The sequence below is a fragment of the Streptosporangium sp. NBC_01810 genome (genome assembly GCF_035917355.1).
Classification (GTDB): domain Bacteria; phylum Actinomycetota; class Actinomycetes; order Streptosporangiales; family Streptosporangiaceae; genus Streptosporangium.
In genome coordinates this window covers 2,392,901-2,410,923 of sequence record NZ_CP109070.1, presented here as the reverse complement: position 1 = coordinate 2,410,923, position 18,023 = coordinate 2,392,901, and the positions used below count along the sequence as shown (strand labels likewise).

General features: G+C 71.8%; 10 protein-coding genes and 1 riboswitch. Of the genes, 6 read left to right on the top strand and 4 right to left on the bottom strand.

Annotated elements, in window-relative coordinates:
* Positions 1-113 precede the first annotated feature (113 nt).
* From OIE13_RS10930 to OIE13_RS10905, 6 genes are all read left to right on the top strand, one after another.
* Entirely contained in the window at positions 114-1,610 is a 1,497-nt protein-coding gene (locus OIE13_RS10930) for an amino acid adenylation domain-containing protein (RefSeq protein ID WP_326640479.1), read from the top strand.
* A complete protein-coding gene (gene ccrA, locus OIE13_RS10925; protein ID WP_326640481.1) occupies positions 1,607-2,947 on the top strand; it encodes a crotonyl-CoA carboxylase/reductase in 1,341 nt (446 codons plus the stop codon). Before OIE13_RS10930 ends, ccrA begins: the two co-directional genes overlap by 4 nt.
* A gap of 10 nt (positions 2,948-2,957) precedes the next feature.
* The gene (locus tag OIE13_RS10920) at positions 2,958-3,566 is read left to right on the top strand and encodes a TIGR00730 family Rossman fold protein (RefSeq protein ID WP_326640483.1); all 609 of its coding nucleotides are present in this window, start codon (positions 2,958-2,960) and stop codon (positions 3,564-3,566) included.
* A 19-nt stretch (positions 3,567-3,585) separates the two neighbouring features.
* The gene (locus OIE13_RS10915; RefSeq protein ID WP_326640485.1) at positions 3,586-6,696 is read left to right on the top strand and encodes a condensation domain-containing protein; all 3,111 of its coding nucleotides are present in this window, start codon (positions 3,586-3,588) and stop codon (positions 6,694-6,696) included.
* An 88-nt stretch (positions 6,697-6,784) separates the two neighbouring features.
* The gene (locus OIE13_RS10910; protein WP_326640487.1) at positions 6,785-6,961 is read left to right on the top strand and encodes an MbtH family protein; all 177 of its coding nucleotides are present in this window, start codon (positions 6,785-6,787) and stop codon (positions 6,959-6,961) included.
* Positions 6,958-8,229, top strand: a complete 1,272-nt coding sequence (locus OIE13_RS10905) for a Zn-dependent hydrolase (protein ID WP_326640489.1) — start codon at positions 6,958-6,960, stop codon at positions 8,227-8,229. Before OIE13_RS10910 ends, OIE13_RS10905 begins: the two co-directional genes overlap by 4 nt.
* Positions 8,230-8,419: 190 nt before the next feature.
* On the opposite strand, the gene OIE13_RS10900 is transcribed toward OIE13_RS10905, so the two are convergent.
* The 4 genes from OIE13_RS10900 to metH form a co-directional block, all read right to left on the bottom strand.
* Positions 8,420-11,623: an AfsR/SARP family transcriptional regulator gene (locus OIE13_RS10900; RefSeq protein WP_326640491.1), complete on the bottom strand. Its 3,204-nt coding sequence runs from the start codon at positions 11,621-11,623 to the stop codon at positions 8,420-8,422.
* A 454-nt stretch (positions 11,624-12,077) separates the two neighbouring features.
* Positions 12,078-12,536, bottom strand: a complete 459-nt coding sequence (locus OIE13_RS10895) for a hypothetical protein (RefSeq protein WP_326640493.1) — start codon at positions 12,534-12,536, stop codon at positions 12,078-12,080.
* A 336-nt stretch (positions 12,537-12,872) separates the two neighbouring features.
* The gene (locus OIE13_RS10890; protein WP_326640495.1) at positions 12,873-13,922 is read right to left on the bottom strand and encodes a hypothetical protein; all 1,050 of its coding nucleotides are present in this window, start codon (positions 13,920-13,922) and stop codon (positions 12,873-12,875) included.
* Positions 13,923-14,166: 244 nt separating this feature from the next.
* A complete protein-coding gene (gene metH, locus OIE13_RS10885) occupies positions 14,167-17,904 on the bottom strand; it encodes a methionine synthase (protein WP_326640497.1) in 3,738 nt (1,245 codons plus the stop codon).
* 15 nt (positions 17,905-17,919) lie between these two features.
* Positions 17,920-17,994: riboswitch (S-adenosyl-L-homocysteine riboswitch) on the bottom strand.
* Positions 17,995-18,023 lie beyond the last annotated feature (29 nt).

Below are 18,023 nucleotides of genomic sequence, written 5' to 3'. Positions count from 1 at the left end.
CGTCTTCCGTCGCGGGACGCGGACGGCACCTAGCCTCCCGGCCGGGTCGCCGGGGGAAGCCTAGCCCGCCGACGAATACCCATATGTCGTGCTATTGGAGATCGTCCTGATCTGTGGACGAAGAATTCGGCTCCCTGGCCTCGGCCTTCTACGAGCACGTGCGGCGGCGGCCCGGCGCACTCGCCGTCACCGACGAACACCGATCCGTGAGCTACGCGGAACTGGCGGGCGCCGCCTCCGAGATCCGCCGCTCGCTCGACGAGCTGGGACTGGTCCCCGGCGACCGGGTCGGCATCTTCATGCGGCGCTCCTGGCGGGTCGTCGCCGCCATCGTGGCGGTGATCGGCCACGGCTGCACCTACGTCCCCCTCGACCCCGACTACCCCGCCGAGCGGGTGCGGTTCATGGCCGGCGACAGCGAGCTGCGCGCGATCTGCGCCGACCCGGACGGGCCATGGCCGTTCGCCGGGGTGCCGAGGGTCGAGATCACCGGGGCGACCGGAGACGTGCTGCCGCCCGTCGAGCGCTCCGGTGAGATCCCCACCCACATCATCTACACCTCCGGCTCGACCGGGACCCCCAAGGGCGTCGCCACCCCTGAGGGCGCGGTGCTGGAGCTGTTCCGCTCCGCCCGCGAACGGTTCTCCTTCGGCCCCGGCGACGTGTGGAGCTGGTTTCACAGCCACTGCTTCGACTTCTCGATCTGGGAGATGTGGGGGGCGCTGCTGCACGGCGGGCGCGTGGTCGCCATCCCGGTCGCGGCCGGGCGCGACCCACGGCTGCTGCTGACGACACTGGACACCGAGCGGGTGACCGTACTCTGCCAGGTGCCCAGCATGTTCAGGTATCTGGCCTGGGCCATGGAGCAGAGCCCCCGGCCGCTCGCGCTGCGCTACCTGATCTTCGGCGGCGAGGCCATCGACCGCGACACCATCCGCGCCTGGATGGACCTGACCGGCGGGCGCGAACAGATCGTCAACATCTACGGTCCCACCGAGACGACGGTCTTCTCCACCTGCACGGTCGTGGACCGCGCGATGGTGGAGGACACCTCGGGGCCCACGAACATCGGCCGGGCGCTGCGCCACGTCCGCACCGCCGTCGTCGGCGCGGACGGCCACCCGGTGCCCACCGGCACCGAGGGCGAACTGTGGGTGGGCGGCACCGCCCTGGCCACCGGCTACGTCGGCCGCCCGGCGCTCAACGCCGAGAAGTTCCCGGTGGCCGACCTGGGCGACGGCCGGCGGCGCTGGTACCGCACCGGCGACCTGGTACGGCAGCTGGAGTCGGGGGCCTTCGAGTATCTGGGCCGCATCGACTCCCAGGTCAAGATCCGCGGGTTCCGCGTCGAGCTGGGCGAGATCGAGGCCGTGCTGCGGCGCACGCCCGGCGTGAGCGACGCGGCCGTGATCGTGCGGACCCCGCCCGGCGGCGAGCCGCTGATCGTCGCCTACCTGGTCGGCACCCCGCTCTCCCCCCGCGAGCTGCGCTCCCTGTGCGGCGAGCGGCTGCCCGCGCACATGGTCCCCGCCCGGTTCCGCACCGTTCCCCTCCTCCCCCTGAACCCCAACGGCAAGCTCGACCGACTCGCCCTGGAGGCAGCTCGATGACCACCGCGATCCGAGACGCGATCCTGTCCGGCGAGAGCGACCCCGGCCACTTCGAAGCGCTGGCCGTACCGGAGTCCTACTGGGGCGTCACCGTGCACGCCGACGAGGTCGACATGTTCGCCGGGATGCGCGGCGAGGACAAGGACCCGCGCAAATCGCTGCACATCGAGGAGGTCGCCACCCCCGAGGTCGGTCCCGGCGAGGCGCTGCTGGCGGTGATGGCCAGCTCGGTCAACTACAACACCGTCTGGTCGGCGATCTTCGAACCGGTGCCCACCTTCGGGTTCCTGCGCCGCTACGGCCGCCGCAGCGAGCTGGCCCGCCGCCACGACCTCCCGTACCACGTGCTCGGCTCCGACGTCAGCGGCGTCGTACTGCGGGTGGGCCCCGGCGTCACCAAGTGGAAGCCCGGTGACCGCGTCGTCGCGCACTGCCTGTCGGTGGAGCTGGAGGACCCCGAGGGGCACGACGACACCATGCTCGACCCGCAGCAGCGGATCTGGGGATTCGAGACCAACTTCGGCGGCCTGGCGGAGCTGGCACTGGTCAAGGCCAACCAGCTGATGCCGATGTCCGCCCACCTGACCTGGGAGGAGGCCGCCTGCTCCGGGCTGGTCAACTCCACCGCCTACCGGCAGCTGGTCTCGCGCAACGGCGCGGCCATGAAGCAGGGCGACACCGTGCTGATCTGGGGCGCCTCCGGCGGGCTCGGCTCCTACGCCACCCAGTACGCGCTGAACGGCGGCGCCACCCCGATCTGCGTCGTCTCCTCCCCCGCGAAGGCGGAGCTGGCCAGGAAGGCGGGCGCCTCCCTGATCATCGACCGGTCCGCGGAGGAGTTCTCCTTCTGGCTCGACGAGCACACCCCCGACGTCGCCGAATGGCGGCGCTTCGGCAGCCGTATCCGCGAGCTGACCGGCGGCGACGACCCCGACATCGTGTTCGAGCACCCCGGCAGGGAGACCTTCGGCGCCAGCGTCTACGTCTGCCGGCGCGGCGGGACGGTCGTGACCTGCGCCTCCACCACCGGGTTCATGCACTCCTTCGACAACCGTTACCTGTGGATGAGCCTCAAGCGCGTCGTCGGCACGCACTTCGCCAACTACCACGAGGCCTGGCAGGCCAACCGGCTCGTCATCCGGGGACGCGTCCACCCGACCCTGTCGCGCACCTACGCCCTGGAGCAGAGCGCCGAGGCCGTGCACGACGTCCGCCGCAACACCCACCAGGGCAAGATCGGCGTGCTCTGCCTCGCCCCCGCCGAGGGTCTCGGCGTGCGCGACCACGAACTCCGCGAACGGCACCTGCCGGCGATCACGCGCTACCGGTCCTCCTAGGGAGACAACGATGACCTCGACGATCCTCCAACCCGGCGCGGGTGTGCGCGGGGGCGGCAAACCACTGGAGATCTGCGTCTTCTGCGGCGCGGGCCGAAGCAACTCACAGGTCATCGTCGACATGGCCAGGGCGACCGGCAGGCTCATCGGGCAGCGCGGCCACCGCCTGATCTACGGCGGTGGCGGCTCCGGCCTGATGGGCGAGGTGGCGTGGGCCGCCTCGGAGACCGGCGCGACCATCCGGGGGATCATCCCCCGGTTCCTGTACGAGCGGGAGCAGGCGATCGCCGCTCCGGCGCAGGAGACGCACCTGACCGACAGCCTGCACCGGCGCAAGGAGCACATGCTGCGCGGCGCGGACGCCTTCATCGCGCTGCCCGGAGGCTACGGGACGCTGGACGAGATCCTTGAGGTGATCTCCGCCACCTACCTGGGCATGTCCGAGAAACCGCTGGTCATCGTGAACGCCGAGGGCGTCTGGGACGGCTTCATCAGCCTGGTCGAGACCCTGCGGCGGTTCGAGCTGATCTCCCGGGCCGGGCAGCCGATGTTCCACTCCGTCACCTCCCCCGAGGAGGCCGTCTCCCTCGTCGAGCGCCTGACCGTCCCGGCGACCTGACCCCCACTGGAGGACCTCGATGGAGACCCGAGCGCCGCTGTCCCAGGCGGACAAGCGCGCCCTGCTCGCCAAGCTGATGAAATCGGGCGCCGTACCCTTTCCGCTCTCCTACGGCCAGCAGTCCCTGTGGTTCATGGACCGGATGCGCAGCGAGGCCGGCGTCGCCTACAACATGCCGTTCGCCTGGACGGTGCACGGTGAGGCCGACCCGGAGGCGCTGCGCGGCGCGTTCGCCTGGCTGGTGGCGCGGCACCCGATCTTCCGCACCACGTACGGGCACGTCAAGGGCATGCCGGTGCAGCGGGTCGCCCCGCAGGGGGAGCTGGACTTCCGCGTCGTCGCCCTCGCATCCGACCAGGACCTCGCGGCCCTGCTCGGCGCCGAGGCGGCCCGCCCGTTCGACCTGGAGCGCGGCCCGGTGCTGCGGGTCGTGCTGGTACGGCGCCCGGCGGCGGCGCCCGTGCTGTTCTGGGTCACCCATCACATCGCGATCGACGGCTGGTCGCTGTTCGCGCTGCTGGAGGAGCTGGGGCAGGCGTACACGGCGCTGCGCGGCGGCTCCGAGCCCACCTGCGCGCCACCCGCCGCGACCTACGCCGACTTCGTGGCCTGGCAGGCGGCGATGCTGGCCGGGCCGGACGGGGCCAGGATGGCGGCGTACTGGACGGAGCTGCTGGCCGATCCCCCGCCGGGGCCGGCGCTGCCCGCCGACCGGCCGCGCCCTGCCGACCAGACCTTCCGGGGCGCCTCGCACGCCTTCCGGCTGGGCGCCGAGCGGTCGGCGGCGGTCGGGGAGCTGGCCGCGGGCGGCGGGGCCACCCTGTACACGACGCTGCTGGCCGCCTTCCAGGTGCTGCTGGGCCGGGCCTCCGGCCGGCGGGACCTCCTGCTCGGCACCTGGACCTCCGGGCGCAGCCGCCCGGAGTTCTCCGACGTCGCCGGCTACTTCGTCAACCCGGTCGTGCTCCGCGCCGACCTGTCGGGGAACCCCGGCTTCTCGCAGGTGCTCGACCGCACCCGGCGGGCGGTGCTCGGCGCCCTGGACAACCAGGACTACCCGTTCCCGCTGCTGGTGGAGCGGCTGGGCGCGCACCGCGACCCCAGCCGCTCCCCGCTGTTCGACGTGGCGTTCACGCTGCGCGCCTCGCACCGGGGGGAGATCGTCCGGACCGAGTCCCCCGAGGCGGCGTCGCCGCTGGGCGCCTCCTCGGCGGGCGAGCGGGGCATGCTGCTGCGGTTGGGCGAGCTGACCCTGTCGACCTACCCCCTCGACCAGCGGACCGTCCGTTTCGACGTGGAGCTGGAGTTGGTCGCCGCGGACGGCGAGATCTCCGGCCTGCTGCGCTACAACACCGATCTGTTCGACGCGGACACGATCGCCTGGCTCGCCGAGGGCTACCTGCGGGTGCTGGACTTCGCGGCCGGCGACCCCGGCCGTCCGGTGGCGGCGTTCCCGTGGGAGCCCCGTCCCGGTGCCGGAGTACCGAGCGGGGACCCGGCCGCCGCGGTGGTGAGTCCCCCGGCGATCCCGCACGGTCCGGCCCCGCGCGCGGGCGCCCCGGCCGGGGAGAGCGTCGCGACCGGGAACACGGGCACGACCGGCCGGGTTCCGGCCGAGTTGCTGGATGTCGTCACCGCCGTCTGGAGTGAGGTACTCGATCTGGAACCCGGTGAGATCGGCCCGGACGACGACTTCTTCGGCCTGGGCGGCCACTCGCTGGCCGCGGTCCAGGTGGCGATGCGGATCCAGGACCGGCTGGGCGTGCAGGTGTCGATCTCCGACGTCTTCCACCACCTGACGGCCGCCCAGCTGGCCGCCTGGCTGGCCGGTCCCGCCGGGACCGGGCCCCGCCCGCTGCCCAGGACGCCCGGCGCCGGATACCCGCTCTCCCACGCCCAGGAGAGCCTGTGGGTGCTGAACCAGCTGGCCCCGGCGAGCCCCGCCTACAACGCGCCGCACGCGTTCCGGCTCCGGGGACACCTGGACGTCGAGGCGCTGGAGTGGGCGATCGGGCGGGTGGTCGCCCGGCACGAGTCGCTGCGCACCACGTTCACGACGACCAGGCAGGGGCCGGTGCAGCGGGTGGCGGACCCGGCGCCGGTGCCGCTGCCGGTGGTGGAGACGGCCGACGCCGCCGGGCTCATCCTGGAGGAGTACCGCAGACCGTTCGACCTCGCCGGCGGCCCGCTGCTGCGGCCCGTGCTGTACCGGGTCTCCCCCACCGAGCACGTGCTGCTCGTCCTGGCGCACCACATCGTCTTCGACGGCTGGTCGACCGCGATCTTCTGGCGGGAGCTGTGCGCCCTCTACCGCAACCGGGTCGAGGGCTCGGCCGAACCGGCGCCGCCCGGCACCCAGTACGTCGACTTCGCCGTCTGGGAACGCGAGTCGCTGACCGGTGAGCGGCTGTCCGGCCTGGTGGACTACTGGCGAAAGCAGCTGGCGGGCGCACCGCGCACCGCGCTCCGCCCCGACCTGCCCCGCCCCAGACGGCCGCTGTTCCAGGGCGCCCAGCACGCCTTCGAACTGCCCGTCGACGTACGCGGGCTGTGCCGCGCCACCGACACCACGCCGCACATGGTCTACCTGGCCGCCTTCAAGGTCTGGCTGGCCCGCCGCACCGGCGTCTGGGACGTGACGGTCGGCTCGGTGGTGTCCGGCCGCTCCAGAAGCGAGGTCGCCGACCTGATCGGGCACTTCGTCAACACGGTGGCGGTCCGCACCCCGCTGGCCGAGGCGCACACCTTCACCGAGGTCGTCGACCGGGTCCGGCAGAGCCTGCTGGGCGCCTACGAGCACCAGGAGCTGCCGCTGTCGAAGCTGACCGCGGAGCTGGGCAGGGACCGCAGGAGCCCGTTCGACGTGCTGTTCACCCTGCACGACCGGCGCCTGCTGGAGTCGGCCGACGACCGGCTGCCCGGGGTGACGGCCGACCGGCTGGTCATGCCGCTGGGCACCTCGCAGTTCGACCTGGCCCTGGAGGTCACCGACCTGGGCGGCCACGCGCGCGCGGTCCTGGAGTACGACACGGCGCTGTTCCTTCCGGAGACGGTCGCCGCGATGGCCGGCGAACTGGAGCGGTCGATCACCGCCCTGGTGTCCGGCCCCGGCCTTCCCCTTGCGAGATGACACGGCGTACCGCGCGGGCGGTGCCGTCCTTCCCGGACGGACGCGGTGCGGGACGACTCGACCACGATCGGTGACCTGGAGGTCTGACGTGAGCACCTACGTAGTGGTGGTCAACCACGAGGAGCAGTACTCCATCTGGCCGCACGACCGGGCCCTGCCCGCCGGGTGGACCGCCACCGGAACCCTCGGCGGCCGGGACGACTGCCTGGCCCGCATCGAGCAGGTCTGGACAGACATGCGCCCTAAATCCCTGCGTACGCCATGACCGTCCTGCAGGGGACCCGGCCCCGTGTCAACGCCGGACGTCTGGTGAAGCAGGTGGCCAGGCTCGGCGCCATCGGCGCGGTGCCCGGCGGCGGGGTGACGCGGCTGGCGTTCACCCCCGGAGACGTGGAGGGTCGCGCCTACGTCGCGCGGCTCATGGAGGAGGCCGCCCTGGCCGTGCGGATCGACGCGGCCGGCAACCTGATCGGCCGCCGCCCCGGCGCCGCACCGGGGGCGCCCGCGCTGGTCCTGGGCTCGCACATCGACACGGTGCCGGACGGCGGCGCCTACGACGGGGCCTACGGGGTGCTGGCCGGCATCGAGGTGGCCAGGACCCTGCACGAGGAGGGCGTGCGGCTGAACCACCCGCTCGTGGTGGTGGCCTTCTGCGACGAGGAGGGCGCCCACGGGACGATGGGCATGCTGGGCTCGCACGGCTTCGCCGGGGTGCTGCCGCCCGGCGCGGCGCGCGCCCTGGACGATCGCGGCGTCCCGGTCGCCGACCTGCTGGCCGCGGTCGGGGGCGACGCCGACCGGCTGGCCGAGGCGGCCTGGTCACCCCGCGACATCGCCGCCTACCTGGAGCTGCACATCGAGCAGGGAGCGGTGCTGGAACGCCTGGGCGTACCGATCGGGGTGGTGGAGACGATCACCGGGCGGGTGAACGTCTCGATCACGGTCGACGGCGTGGCCGGGCACGCGGGCACCACGCCCATGGAGCACCGGGCGGACGCGCTGGACGGCGCCGCCCGGCTGGTGCTGGCCGTGCGGGCCATCGCCGCCGACGAGCGACTGGTGCTGCGCGCCACCACCGGGACATGCGCCGTCGAGCCCGGCATGTGGAACGTCGTCCCCGGCAGGGTCCGGCTCGGGGTGGAGTTCCGCGACACCTCGGCCGGGGCACTGGACGCGGCACTGACGCGGCTGGCCGAGGTCGCCGCCGAGGTGGCCGGCGCGACCGGCACCCGCGTCACGGTCGTCCCCGGCGCGCGCACCGCGCCGGTCGACTGCGACGCGGGCCTGCGGGAGCTCATCGCCCGCGCCACGGCCGGGCAGGGCCTGCCCTACCACCGCCTGCCCAGCGGCGCCGGCCACGACGCGCAGATCGTGGCGCGGATCGCGCCCGTCGGGATGATATTCGTGCCGAGCAGGGGCGGGGTGAGCCACGCCCCCGGGGAGTACACCGCCCCCGAGCACCTGGCGTGGGGAGCGGACGTGCTGCTCACGGCGGTGCTGATGCGCGACGCGACCCCGGATATCGAGCGGTAGCCGATGTGATATCGACTCGATCGCGTCCCATTCTACGTTTGTCACAGAACGGAAGAAGGAAAGAAAACACCACGGATGAATGAGGTAGAAAATGTCTCGGTGGATTACCTGGGTCGCGAAGGTCACCGCCAGTGCCGCGCTCTTCACCCTGCCTGTGGCCGTCGTTCAGGGTACGATCACCGCAGCGTCATCAGTCGCTCACATCACCGGCGACAGCACATGGACCTGATGATTCAGCAGAAATTCCCGATAAAGTAGCCAGTCGCGCCCTGATTCGCCGGTAATCCTCGGAATCGGTATCGGTGCCACAATCCAGGGCGCGATTCAGCGCATCGGAGGCGGCGGCCTCGTCCCCTTTGAGGAGGAACACCTCCCCCAGCGCGGACAGTGCCCTGAACCGCCACAGCCGGGTATCCAGCTCGGTGGATATCTCGAAGGTCTCAAGCAGATGGGCCACCGCCTCGTCGAACCGGCCGCGCCGGGCGTGCAACTGGCCGAAGGCCAGGTGAATCCGCGCCTCCACGAAGCGCTCGCGCACCTCCTGGGCGATGGCCAGCGCCTCGTCGAGACTCTCCACGGCGGCCTCCAGCCGGTTCTGGCGGACCTGTATCTCCCCCAGCCCACACAGGATGTACGCCTGCCCGATGCCGTCCTGCCGCTCCCTGACCAGGGCGAGCGCGGCCCGGGAGGTCGCCTCCGCCTCCCCTGGCCTGTCCTGGCGCAGCAGTGTCTCCCCCAGCCTGTTGAGTATCTGCGCCTGACCCCGCTCACTGCCCAGTTGCCGGAAGACCTCCAGGGCCTGTCTCAACAGGGGCTCGGCGAGCTCCGCTCTCCCCTGGTCAACGTGGACCTGGGCGATGCCCCCGAGCACGTGGGCCTCGGCGAAGCGGTCCCCGACCGCGGCGAAGATCCTCTTCGCGGTGAGGAACCCCTCGAGCGCCGTGTCGAAGCGGCCCGCGAGCCGGTCCAGCAGTGAGATGTTGCGCAGCGCCAGCGCCATCCCGTACGAGTCATCGAGCCGCTCGAACAGCTCACGCGCCGCCCACAGGCACTCGCCCGCCCGCTCCGGCATCTGCTGGAAGAGATACATGCTTCCCGTCGAGCAGAGAACGGCCGCCTCACCGCGCAGATCGCCGGTCCGGCGAGCGGCGGCGAGGGCCGTCTCGTGGGTGGTGCGCCAGTCATCGAAGTGGCTCCGGGCCTCGAACAGGGTGGTGGCGGTGACGGCGAGGTCCCAGCACAGCTCGGACGCGCCGAGGTGGGCGGCCTGGGAGACGGCGGCGACGAGAGCGCCGCGTTCGGCGTCCAGCCAGTCGAGTGGCCGCTCCAGGAGCTCGTCCGTGTCGGCCGGCCGCCACCGGGGCACCGAGCCGTGCAGCTGGGTGAAGGCCCCGCCGTACTCCCGCTGGTGTGCCTCCTCGGCCAGCACGAGCCAGCAGCTCAGGGCGCGGGTGACGGCGGCGAGCCGGTCCTCGGGCGGTTCCTCCTCATGGGCCCGCTCCCTGGCATACAGCCGGACCAGGTCGTGGAAGCGGTAGCGGACCTGGTCGGCGCCGTCGGGACCGAGCACCTCGACGAGCTGGGCGTCCACCAGCTGGTCGATCAGGTCCTCGGCGTCGAGGCCGTCGATGTCGAGCAGCGCCGCGCCCGCCCAGGAGGCGAAGTCGGGCGCCTCAAGCAGCCCCAGCCTGCGGAACATCAGCGCCGCCTCGGAGCTCAGGTCGCGGTAGCTGAGGGCGAAGCTGGCCCGTACGGTCAGCTGGCCGTAACTCAGCTCGTCCAGCCGGCGCCGCTCGTCGGCGAGACGCTTGGCCAGGCGGGCCGGGGTCCAGTACGAGCGGGTGGTGAGGCGGGCGCCCACGATCCGCAGTGCCAGCGGCAGCCCGTCACACAGCTCGCCGAGCAGCGCGGCGGCCTGGGGGTCCTCGTCCATGACCACGGAGTCGGCGACCCCGGCGAGCAGCGCGGCGGAGTCCGCAGCGCCCAGCACCTCCAGATGGATCACGCTGGCCCCCTCCCTGGCGGCCAGGTCGCCCAGCGGGTCCCTGCTGGTCACGATCACGCAGCAGGTGCCGGAGCCGGGCAGCAGCGGCCTGACCTGGTCGATGACCCGGGCGTTGTCCAGCAGCAGCAGCACCTGGCGCCTGCCGATGACGGTGCGCAGCAGGCCGGCGCGCTCGTCCAGATCCTCGGGAATGCGCTCGCCGGCGATGCCGAAAGCCCGCAGGAAGCGGTCCATGACCGCGCCGGGGGCCAGCGGCTGGGCGTTGAGGTCGTAGCCGCGCAGGTTCACGAAGAGCTGGCCGTCGGGGAAGCGGGAGGCGACCCGGTGCGCCCAGTGCACGGCGAGCCCCGACTTTCCGACCCCGCCCACCCCGGTGATGAGCGCGATGGTGAGCAGCCCCTGGCCGATCCGCTTGTCCAGCAGGGCGTCCAACTCGGCGATCTCGATGGTCCTGCCGACGAAGCAGGGCGCGTCCGCGGGCAGTTGCGCGGGCACCACCCCGTGCTCGACCGGGGCCACCGGCTCCGCGGGCGCGAGCTCCGATCCGGTGGCGGCCTCGGAGACGGGCACGGAGGCGGGAACGGAGGCGGGAACGGAGGCGGGAACGGTCACCCGGGCGGGTGCCGGGGTCAGCTCGGGGGCGTCGCGCAGGATGGCGTCGTGCAGGACCTGTAGCTCGGTGCCCGGCTCGATGCCGAGCTCCTCGACGAGGTGCATCCGCCCGATCCGGTAGGTGTCCAGCGCCTCCGCCCGCCGCCCGCACCGGTATCTGGCCAGCATCAGCTGGGCGCGCAGCCGCTCGCGCAGCGGGTTGGCGTCGACGAAGACGGCGAGGTCGTCGATCAGCTCCCGGTGCCGGCCGAGTGCGAGCTCCAGCTGGACGCGCTCCTCGGTCAGCGTCAGCTGGCGATCGTCCAGCCGTCGCGCCTCGGACTCGACGAACGCGCTCTCGATACCCGCCAGGACCGGGCCGCGCCACAGGCCGCACGCCTCGGCGAACAGCCGGGCGGCGCCGGAGAGGTCGCCGGCGCTCTCCGCGGCCCTCGCCTTGGCGGCGAGGCGCTCGGCGAGCAGGACGTCGACCTGGGAGAGGTCGGCCTGCAGGATGTACCCGGGCGAGGAGGTACCGAGCAGGTTCGCCGGGGCGCCCGCCTCCACGAAGGCCCGGCGGAGCCCGGAGACACAGATGACCACCTGGCTGCGGGCGGTGGGCGGCGGGCGCTCACCCCATATCGCCCCGGCGAGCAGGTCGACGGGGGCGACCCGCCCCGCGCGCAGGATGAGCGTGGCGAGAATAATTCGCTGGCGTGACCCTCCGATCGAGACCCGTTGCTCACCTACCAGGACTTCAAGTGGACCGAGAACGCGAAACGACAGAGCAGTGTCCATGCGCCACCATCAGGGAGTGTCCGACTGCCCCTTGCGTAGGGTGAATTACTTATTCACGAAAAACACCATTTCAGCAGTATTTATCATGGGATGTCCAGTCTTATTTTGCGTGCGCAGCCGAACACGGCGCCACTTGCGGGATTGTTGGAGATTACCGCGACCGGACATCCGTATTCACGCCGAACGACGCAACCGGAACCACGAGGGGTACCGGAAGGACACAAAGAGGCGCGACAGGCCCGGGCGATACCGGTGTGGCCGCCCGGACTCCGGCGCCTCCTCAGGCTCCGCCCTCCGGTGCGAAGTGGTCATGTGGCGGAGGGCGGGGCGATCCTCCCCGTCACGGAGGCAGAAGATCTGTACCGGCTTGTGTCACCTCCCGCCGGAGTCCCCGGCCACCATGGGCCATCCGCCCTGGTCACGGCTTGGGGGACGCCGGCCTGTGTCATCGGGTTCAGGCGGAGCCGACCTTGAGGCACTTCTTGAGCGCGTCCCTGGAGCTCCGGTGCAGTGGCGCGACCTTCGAGAGCGCCGCGTCGCGCGCCTGCAGATACTTGGCCCCGGCGGCGTTGTACGCCTCCATTGCCTTCGCGGTGGCGGGATCCGCCTCCGGCGCGCCTGCCCCGAGCGGTTGCGGGGCCGTCTTCGAAGAGAGCTTGTCCACGTCCGCGGCGGCGCCGGCCTTCGCCAAGGCGTCATGGGCGACCTTGACCTCCGGGACCGCCTCGACGCCCGCGATGGCGTCCTCGGCGTCCAGCAGCGCGAGATGCTCCTGGGCACACGCGGCCGGAGCGGGAACGACCGCGGCGGTGGCGGCAGTGGCGGTGGCAGTGGTGGCGGCGACACCTGCGGTGGCCAGGGTGGCGAGAAGGCCGACGGCGACGAGCCCCGTCGCGGCGATGCGGATGTGCATGGGTACTCCCGTTAGTGCTGAGGGTTGATCTGCACGGGACCTCATGCACCGCGATGACCATGAGTAATCGCCGGGATACCTCAAGTTCACACCAAGGATCGTGCGCCCCGCGCACCCCCGCGGTCCCAGCCGGGACATCGGCCACAATTCGCCACTCCCGACGGCCGCCCTCCACCGCGTGGCCCTCGGTGCACGTACCGCGTTCCCGCCGTCGACGGTTCGGGAAGACATGCGGTGCTACCGGGCGATGCCGACCTCGCCTGTTCGGGCGGCCCGGTCCCACACCCGGCCGCCGACGTATCCCGTCGGCGGCGAGCCGATCTCCCGACCGGCTCGCTAGGGCAGGCCGTTCCTGCTCTTGTAGTCGTTCCAGACCCGCACGCAGTAGGCGTAGCGCCAGTCGCCGGGGGGCAGGTGGCGGCAGGCGTAGGCGGCGCTGATTCCGGCGGCGCTCCCGCCCCCGGCACCCGGATCCGACGGCCGGCTCCTGGACACCGAGGGCGAGGGCGACCTGGTGACCGGTGCGCCCGCCCTGGTCGTACGGGACTGCGACCGTGCCTTCCGCGCCCCGGGGCGCGACCGCCTCGATGCGGTGTTCCCCGCGTTCCCCGCGTTCCCCGCGTTCCCCGCGTTCCCCGCGTTCCCCGCGTTCCCCGCGTTCCCGAGGGTGTTCGCGGTGTTCCCCGCGGCGTCGCCGACCCCCTGGCCGGTGCTTCCGTTCGCCTGCCTGGCGTTGCCGGTCACCGGCGTGGCGCCGGCCCGCGCGGAGCCCCGGTCCTCCCGGCTCTCGCGGTTCCGCTTGACTCGCTTGACCCATTCGTTCCGGGAACCGCCGGCGGTGCCGGAAAGGGCCCGCTCAGCCGGCAGGACCCGCACCGGGTCACGGTGCGGCCCCCTTCCCCTGCCCACCGGAGCCTTCCGCTCTCCCGCGGGGGCCCCGGCCGCCGCCGGGGCTCGCGGTGGCGTGATCACCATGTCGTGATCCGCGAGGAGGCGCTCCGCGGGAGGCGCCGGCGCCCTGCTCGCGGTGGGCGTCCCGGCCCACGGGGACCAGCCGGACGACCAGACGCCGACCCCTGCGGCGACGAGGAACCCGGCGACCAGCGCCGGCCCCAGGAGCTGGTCGCGCGAGAGCCTCGACCACGGCCGCTGCCAGGGGCTGGGCGGCGGCGGCATGGAGAAAGGCCTGCTGTCGAGGTATGTCCAGGAATGACGGGCCGGTGGCCGGGCGGTCTCTTCGTCCGCCTGCTCGTCCTTCCCGTGCCGCGCGATCCCGTGGGGTGTCGGTGCTTCCTCCTGCCACCGTCCATCGGGTTCGGGAAGGGTCGCGGGCCCGGCGGAGTGCGGAGGATCTGCCGGCCGGAGCCGCGAGTCGCTGTACGGCATGCGTCCTCGCGGTCTGGCGTTGAGGCCGTGGCCGTGAGTCCGATCGTGCTCACCGTACATCTCGCCTCCCGTATCGCGTCCGACCTCCCCTAGCCTGGCAAAAATCACACACTGTATGCGGCACATGACAGTACGGTCTTACCGATCTGTTATCAGCACCAGGCCGCAAAGATAAAGAAATGCGGTGAAGTGCTCGACGGCGGTGTCGAGACCGGTCACAGGCGACGCCGGCCGCCGGTTCGGATCATTCGGGGTCGTAGGCGAGGTTGGGGCGCAGCCAGCGCTCGACCTCCGCGAGGTCGAGGCCCCGCCGCCGGGCGTAGTCCTCGATCTGGTCCCTGCCGACGCGCCCCACGGTGAAGTACCGCGACGACGGGTGGGCGAAGAGCAGCCCGCTGACGCTGGCCGCGGGGGTCATCGCGAAGGATTCGGTCAGGCCCATGCCGATCCGCTCGGCGTCGAGCAGGCCGAACAGGTCCCGCTTCTGGCTGTGGTCCGGGCTCGCGGGGTAGCCGAGCGCGGGGCGGATGCCGCGGAAGCGCTCGGCGTGCAGGTCCTCGATGCGGGGGTCGGCGTCCGGCTCGTACCAGGCCCGCCGCGCCTGCAGGTGGATGTGCTCGGCGAACGCCTCGGCCAGGCGGTCGGCGAGGGCCTTCACCATGATCGCCCGGTAGTCGTCATTCTGGGCCTCGTAGGTGGCCGAGAGGGTTTCGGCGCCGTGGACGGTCACGGCGAACCCGCCGAGGTGATCCCCGGCCGGAGCCAGGTAGTCCGCGAGACACCTGTTGGGCCGTCCTTCGGGCTTGGCCGTCTGCTGGCGCAGCATCGGCAGGCGAAGACCGTTCGCACCCGCCGTACCGTCGTCGAGCACGGTATCGAGCACGCCGTCGAGCGTGGCGTCGATGACGATGTCGTCGCCCTCGGAGTGGGCGGGCCAGTAGCCGTAGGCGCCCAGGGCCTGGAAGTGGCCCTCGGCGATGATCTGGTCGAGCAGGGTGTTCGCGTCGTCGAAAAGTTCGCGGGCCACCGGCTGGTCGAGGATCGCCGGGTACTTGCCCTTCAGCTCCCAGGCCAGGAAGAGGAACTGCCAGTCGATCATCTTCCGGAGGGCGGCCAGGTCCGGCCGCACGGTGCGGACGCCGGTGAAGTCGGGGACGGGCAGGTCGTCGAACGGGACCCGCTCACGGTTCGCGCGCGCCTGGGCGACGGTCAGCAGCGGGGTGCGCTGCTTGCTCGCGTACTGCTCGCGCAGGCGCTCCTGGTCGGCGCGGTTGCTCGCGTCCAGCTCTCCGGCCCGCTCGGTGTCCAGCAGGTCGGAGACCACGCCGACGACGCGGGAGGCGTCGAGCACGTGGACCGTGGTGTTGTCGTAGGCGGGGGCGATACGGACCGCGGTGTGCTGTCGCGACGTCGTGGCGCCGCCGATCAGCAGGGGCAGCTTCAGCCCGCGGCGCCGCATCTCCGCGGCGACGGTGACCATCTCGTCCAGTGACGGGGTGATCAGCCCGGAGAGCCCGACGACGTCGGCGCCCTCGGCGATCGCGGTGTCGAGGATGACGGAGGCCGGAACCATCACCCCGAGGTCGATGACCTGGTAGTTGTTGCAGCCGAGGACGACGCCCACGATGTTCTTGCCGATGTCGTGCACGTCGCCCTTGACGGTCGCGAGCACCACCTTTCCCTGACCGCGACCGGTGTCGAGGCGTCCCTCCAGCCGCGCCTGCTCCTTCTCCGCCTCCATGTAGGGCTCGAGGTAGGCGACCGAGCGCTTCATCACCCGCGCGCTCTTGACCACCTGCGGCAGGAACATCTTCCCCGCGCCGAACAGGTCGCCCACGGTCTTCATGCCGTCCATGAGCGGCCCCTCGATCACCTCCAGGGGGCTCGCCTTTCGCTGCCGGGCCTCCTCGGTGTCGGCCTCGATGAAGTCGACGATGCCGTGCACGAGGGCGTACGCCAGCCGCTGCTCCACCGGCGCGTCCCGCCAGGACAGGTCCACGACCCGACGCGTGCCGGACCCGCTCACCGTCTCGGCGAAGGCGACGAGCCGGTCGGTGGCGTCCTCGCGCCGGTCGAAGATCACATCCTCGACGAGTTCGAGCAGGTCCGCGGGGATGTCCTGGTAGACCGCGAGCTGCCCCGCGTTGACGATGCCCATGTCAAGACCGGCACGCACGGCGTGCAGCAGGAACGCCGAGTGCATCGCCTCGCGCACGACGTCGTTGCCCCGGAAGGAGAACGACAGGTTGGAGATGCCACCGCTGGTCCGCGCCCCCGGGCACCGCTGCTTGATCAGCGGCAGCGCCTCGATGAACGCCTTCGCGTAGCCGTTGTGCTCGGCGATGCCGGTGGCGACCGCGAGCACGTTGGGGTCGAACACGATGTCCTCGGCGGCGAACCCGGCCTGCTGGGTCAGCAGGTCGTAGGCGCGGGCGCAGATCGACACCTTACGCTCGACGGTGTCGGCCTGCCCCTGCTCGTCGAAGGCCATGACCACCACGCCGGCACCGTAGTCCCGGATGATCCGCGCCTGCTCCAGGAACGGCTCCTCGCCCTCCTTGAGGCTGATCGAGTTGACGACGCCCTTGCCCTGCACGCACTTGAGCCCGGCCTCCAGCACACTCCACCGCGAACTGTCGATCATGATCGGGATACGGGCGACCTCAGGCTCGGTCGCGATCAGATTCAGGAAGGTGGTCATCGCCCGCACGCTGTCGAGCAGGTCGGCGTCCATGTTGACGTCGAGCAGGTTGGCCCCACCGCGCACCTGTTCCAGCGCGACGTCGACGGCGCCCTGGTGGTCGTCCGCCTCGATCAGGCGCCGGAAACGCGCCGAACCGGTGACGTTGGTGCGCTCCCCGATCATGACGAACCCGGTGTCCGGGCCGATCTCGAAGGGCTCCAGGCCGCTGAACCGGGTACGGGCCGCCGGTGCCGGGATCTCGCGAGGCGGGAGGCCGGACACGGCGGCCGCGATCCGCTCGATGTGCCCCGGCGAGGTCCCACAGCACCCGCCGACGACGTTGACCATTCCCGACGAGGCGAACTCGCCGAGCAGCGCCGCGGTCTCGGCCGGGGTCTGGTCGTAGCCGCCGAACGCGTTGGGCAGACCGGCGTTGGGATGGCAGGCCGTGTAGGTGCCCGCCAGGCGCGACAGCTCGGCGACGTGCGGGCGCATCTCCTCGGCGCCCAGCGAGCAGTTCACGCCGACCACCAGCGGCTCGGCGTGCCGGATCGCGCTCCAGAACGCCTCGACGGTCTGCCCCGACAGCGTGCGCCCGCTCAGGTCGACGATCGTCACCGAGATCCACAGCGGCAGGTGCGGGGCGACCTCGCGCGCGGCGGCGATCGCGGCCTTCGCGTTGAGCGTGTCGAAGATCGTCTCGATCAGCAGCAGGTCGACCCCGCCGTCGGCCAGCGCCTGGATCTGCTCGGCGTAGGCGGCACGGACCTCGTCAAACGACACCGCCCGGTAGGCCGGGTCCTCGACGCGCGGGGACAGCGACAGCGTGACGTTCAGCGGGCCGATCGAGCCGGCCACGAAACGCCCGCCCGCCTCGTCCGCGGCCTGACGCGCCAGCTGGGCGCCCCGCAGGTTCATCTCCCGTACCAGCGACTCCAGCCCGTAGTCGGCCTGGCCGATGCCGGTCGCGGTGAAGGTGTTGGTGGTGGTGATGTCCGCGCCCGCCGCGAGATACTGACGGTGAATGTCCAGGATGACGTCGGGGCGCGTCAGGTTCAGCAGGTCAGGGTCACCGGTCACGTCACGCGGGTGCTCTGCGAACCGCTCCCCACGGTAGTCGGCCGGGGTGAGCGAGGCGCCCTGCAGCATCGTGCCCCAGGCCCCGTCGAGCACCGCGATCCGCCGGTCCAGCAGCTCTCGCAGGGCCTGTGCGCCGCCGTCGGCTGCTGGAGTGCCGTTTCCGCGACACGCCCCGCTGTCACGCCCGTGCTCGTCGCCGTTGTTCAAGGACCTGTCCACCAGACCACCTCCCACTGTGGGAGGCGCCCTTGGTGAACGATCGAGGCCGAGCGTGGCGGACCTGAGTCCGTTGCAGCGCCTCTCGACCTGAGAACCGAGGGTACCGAAAAAGGGATGAC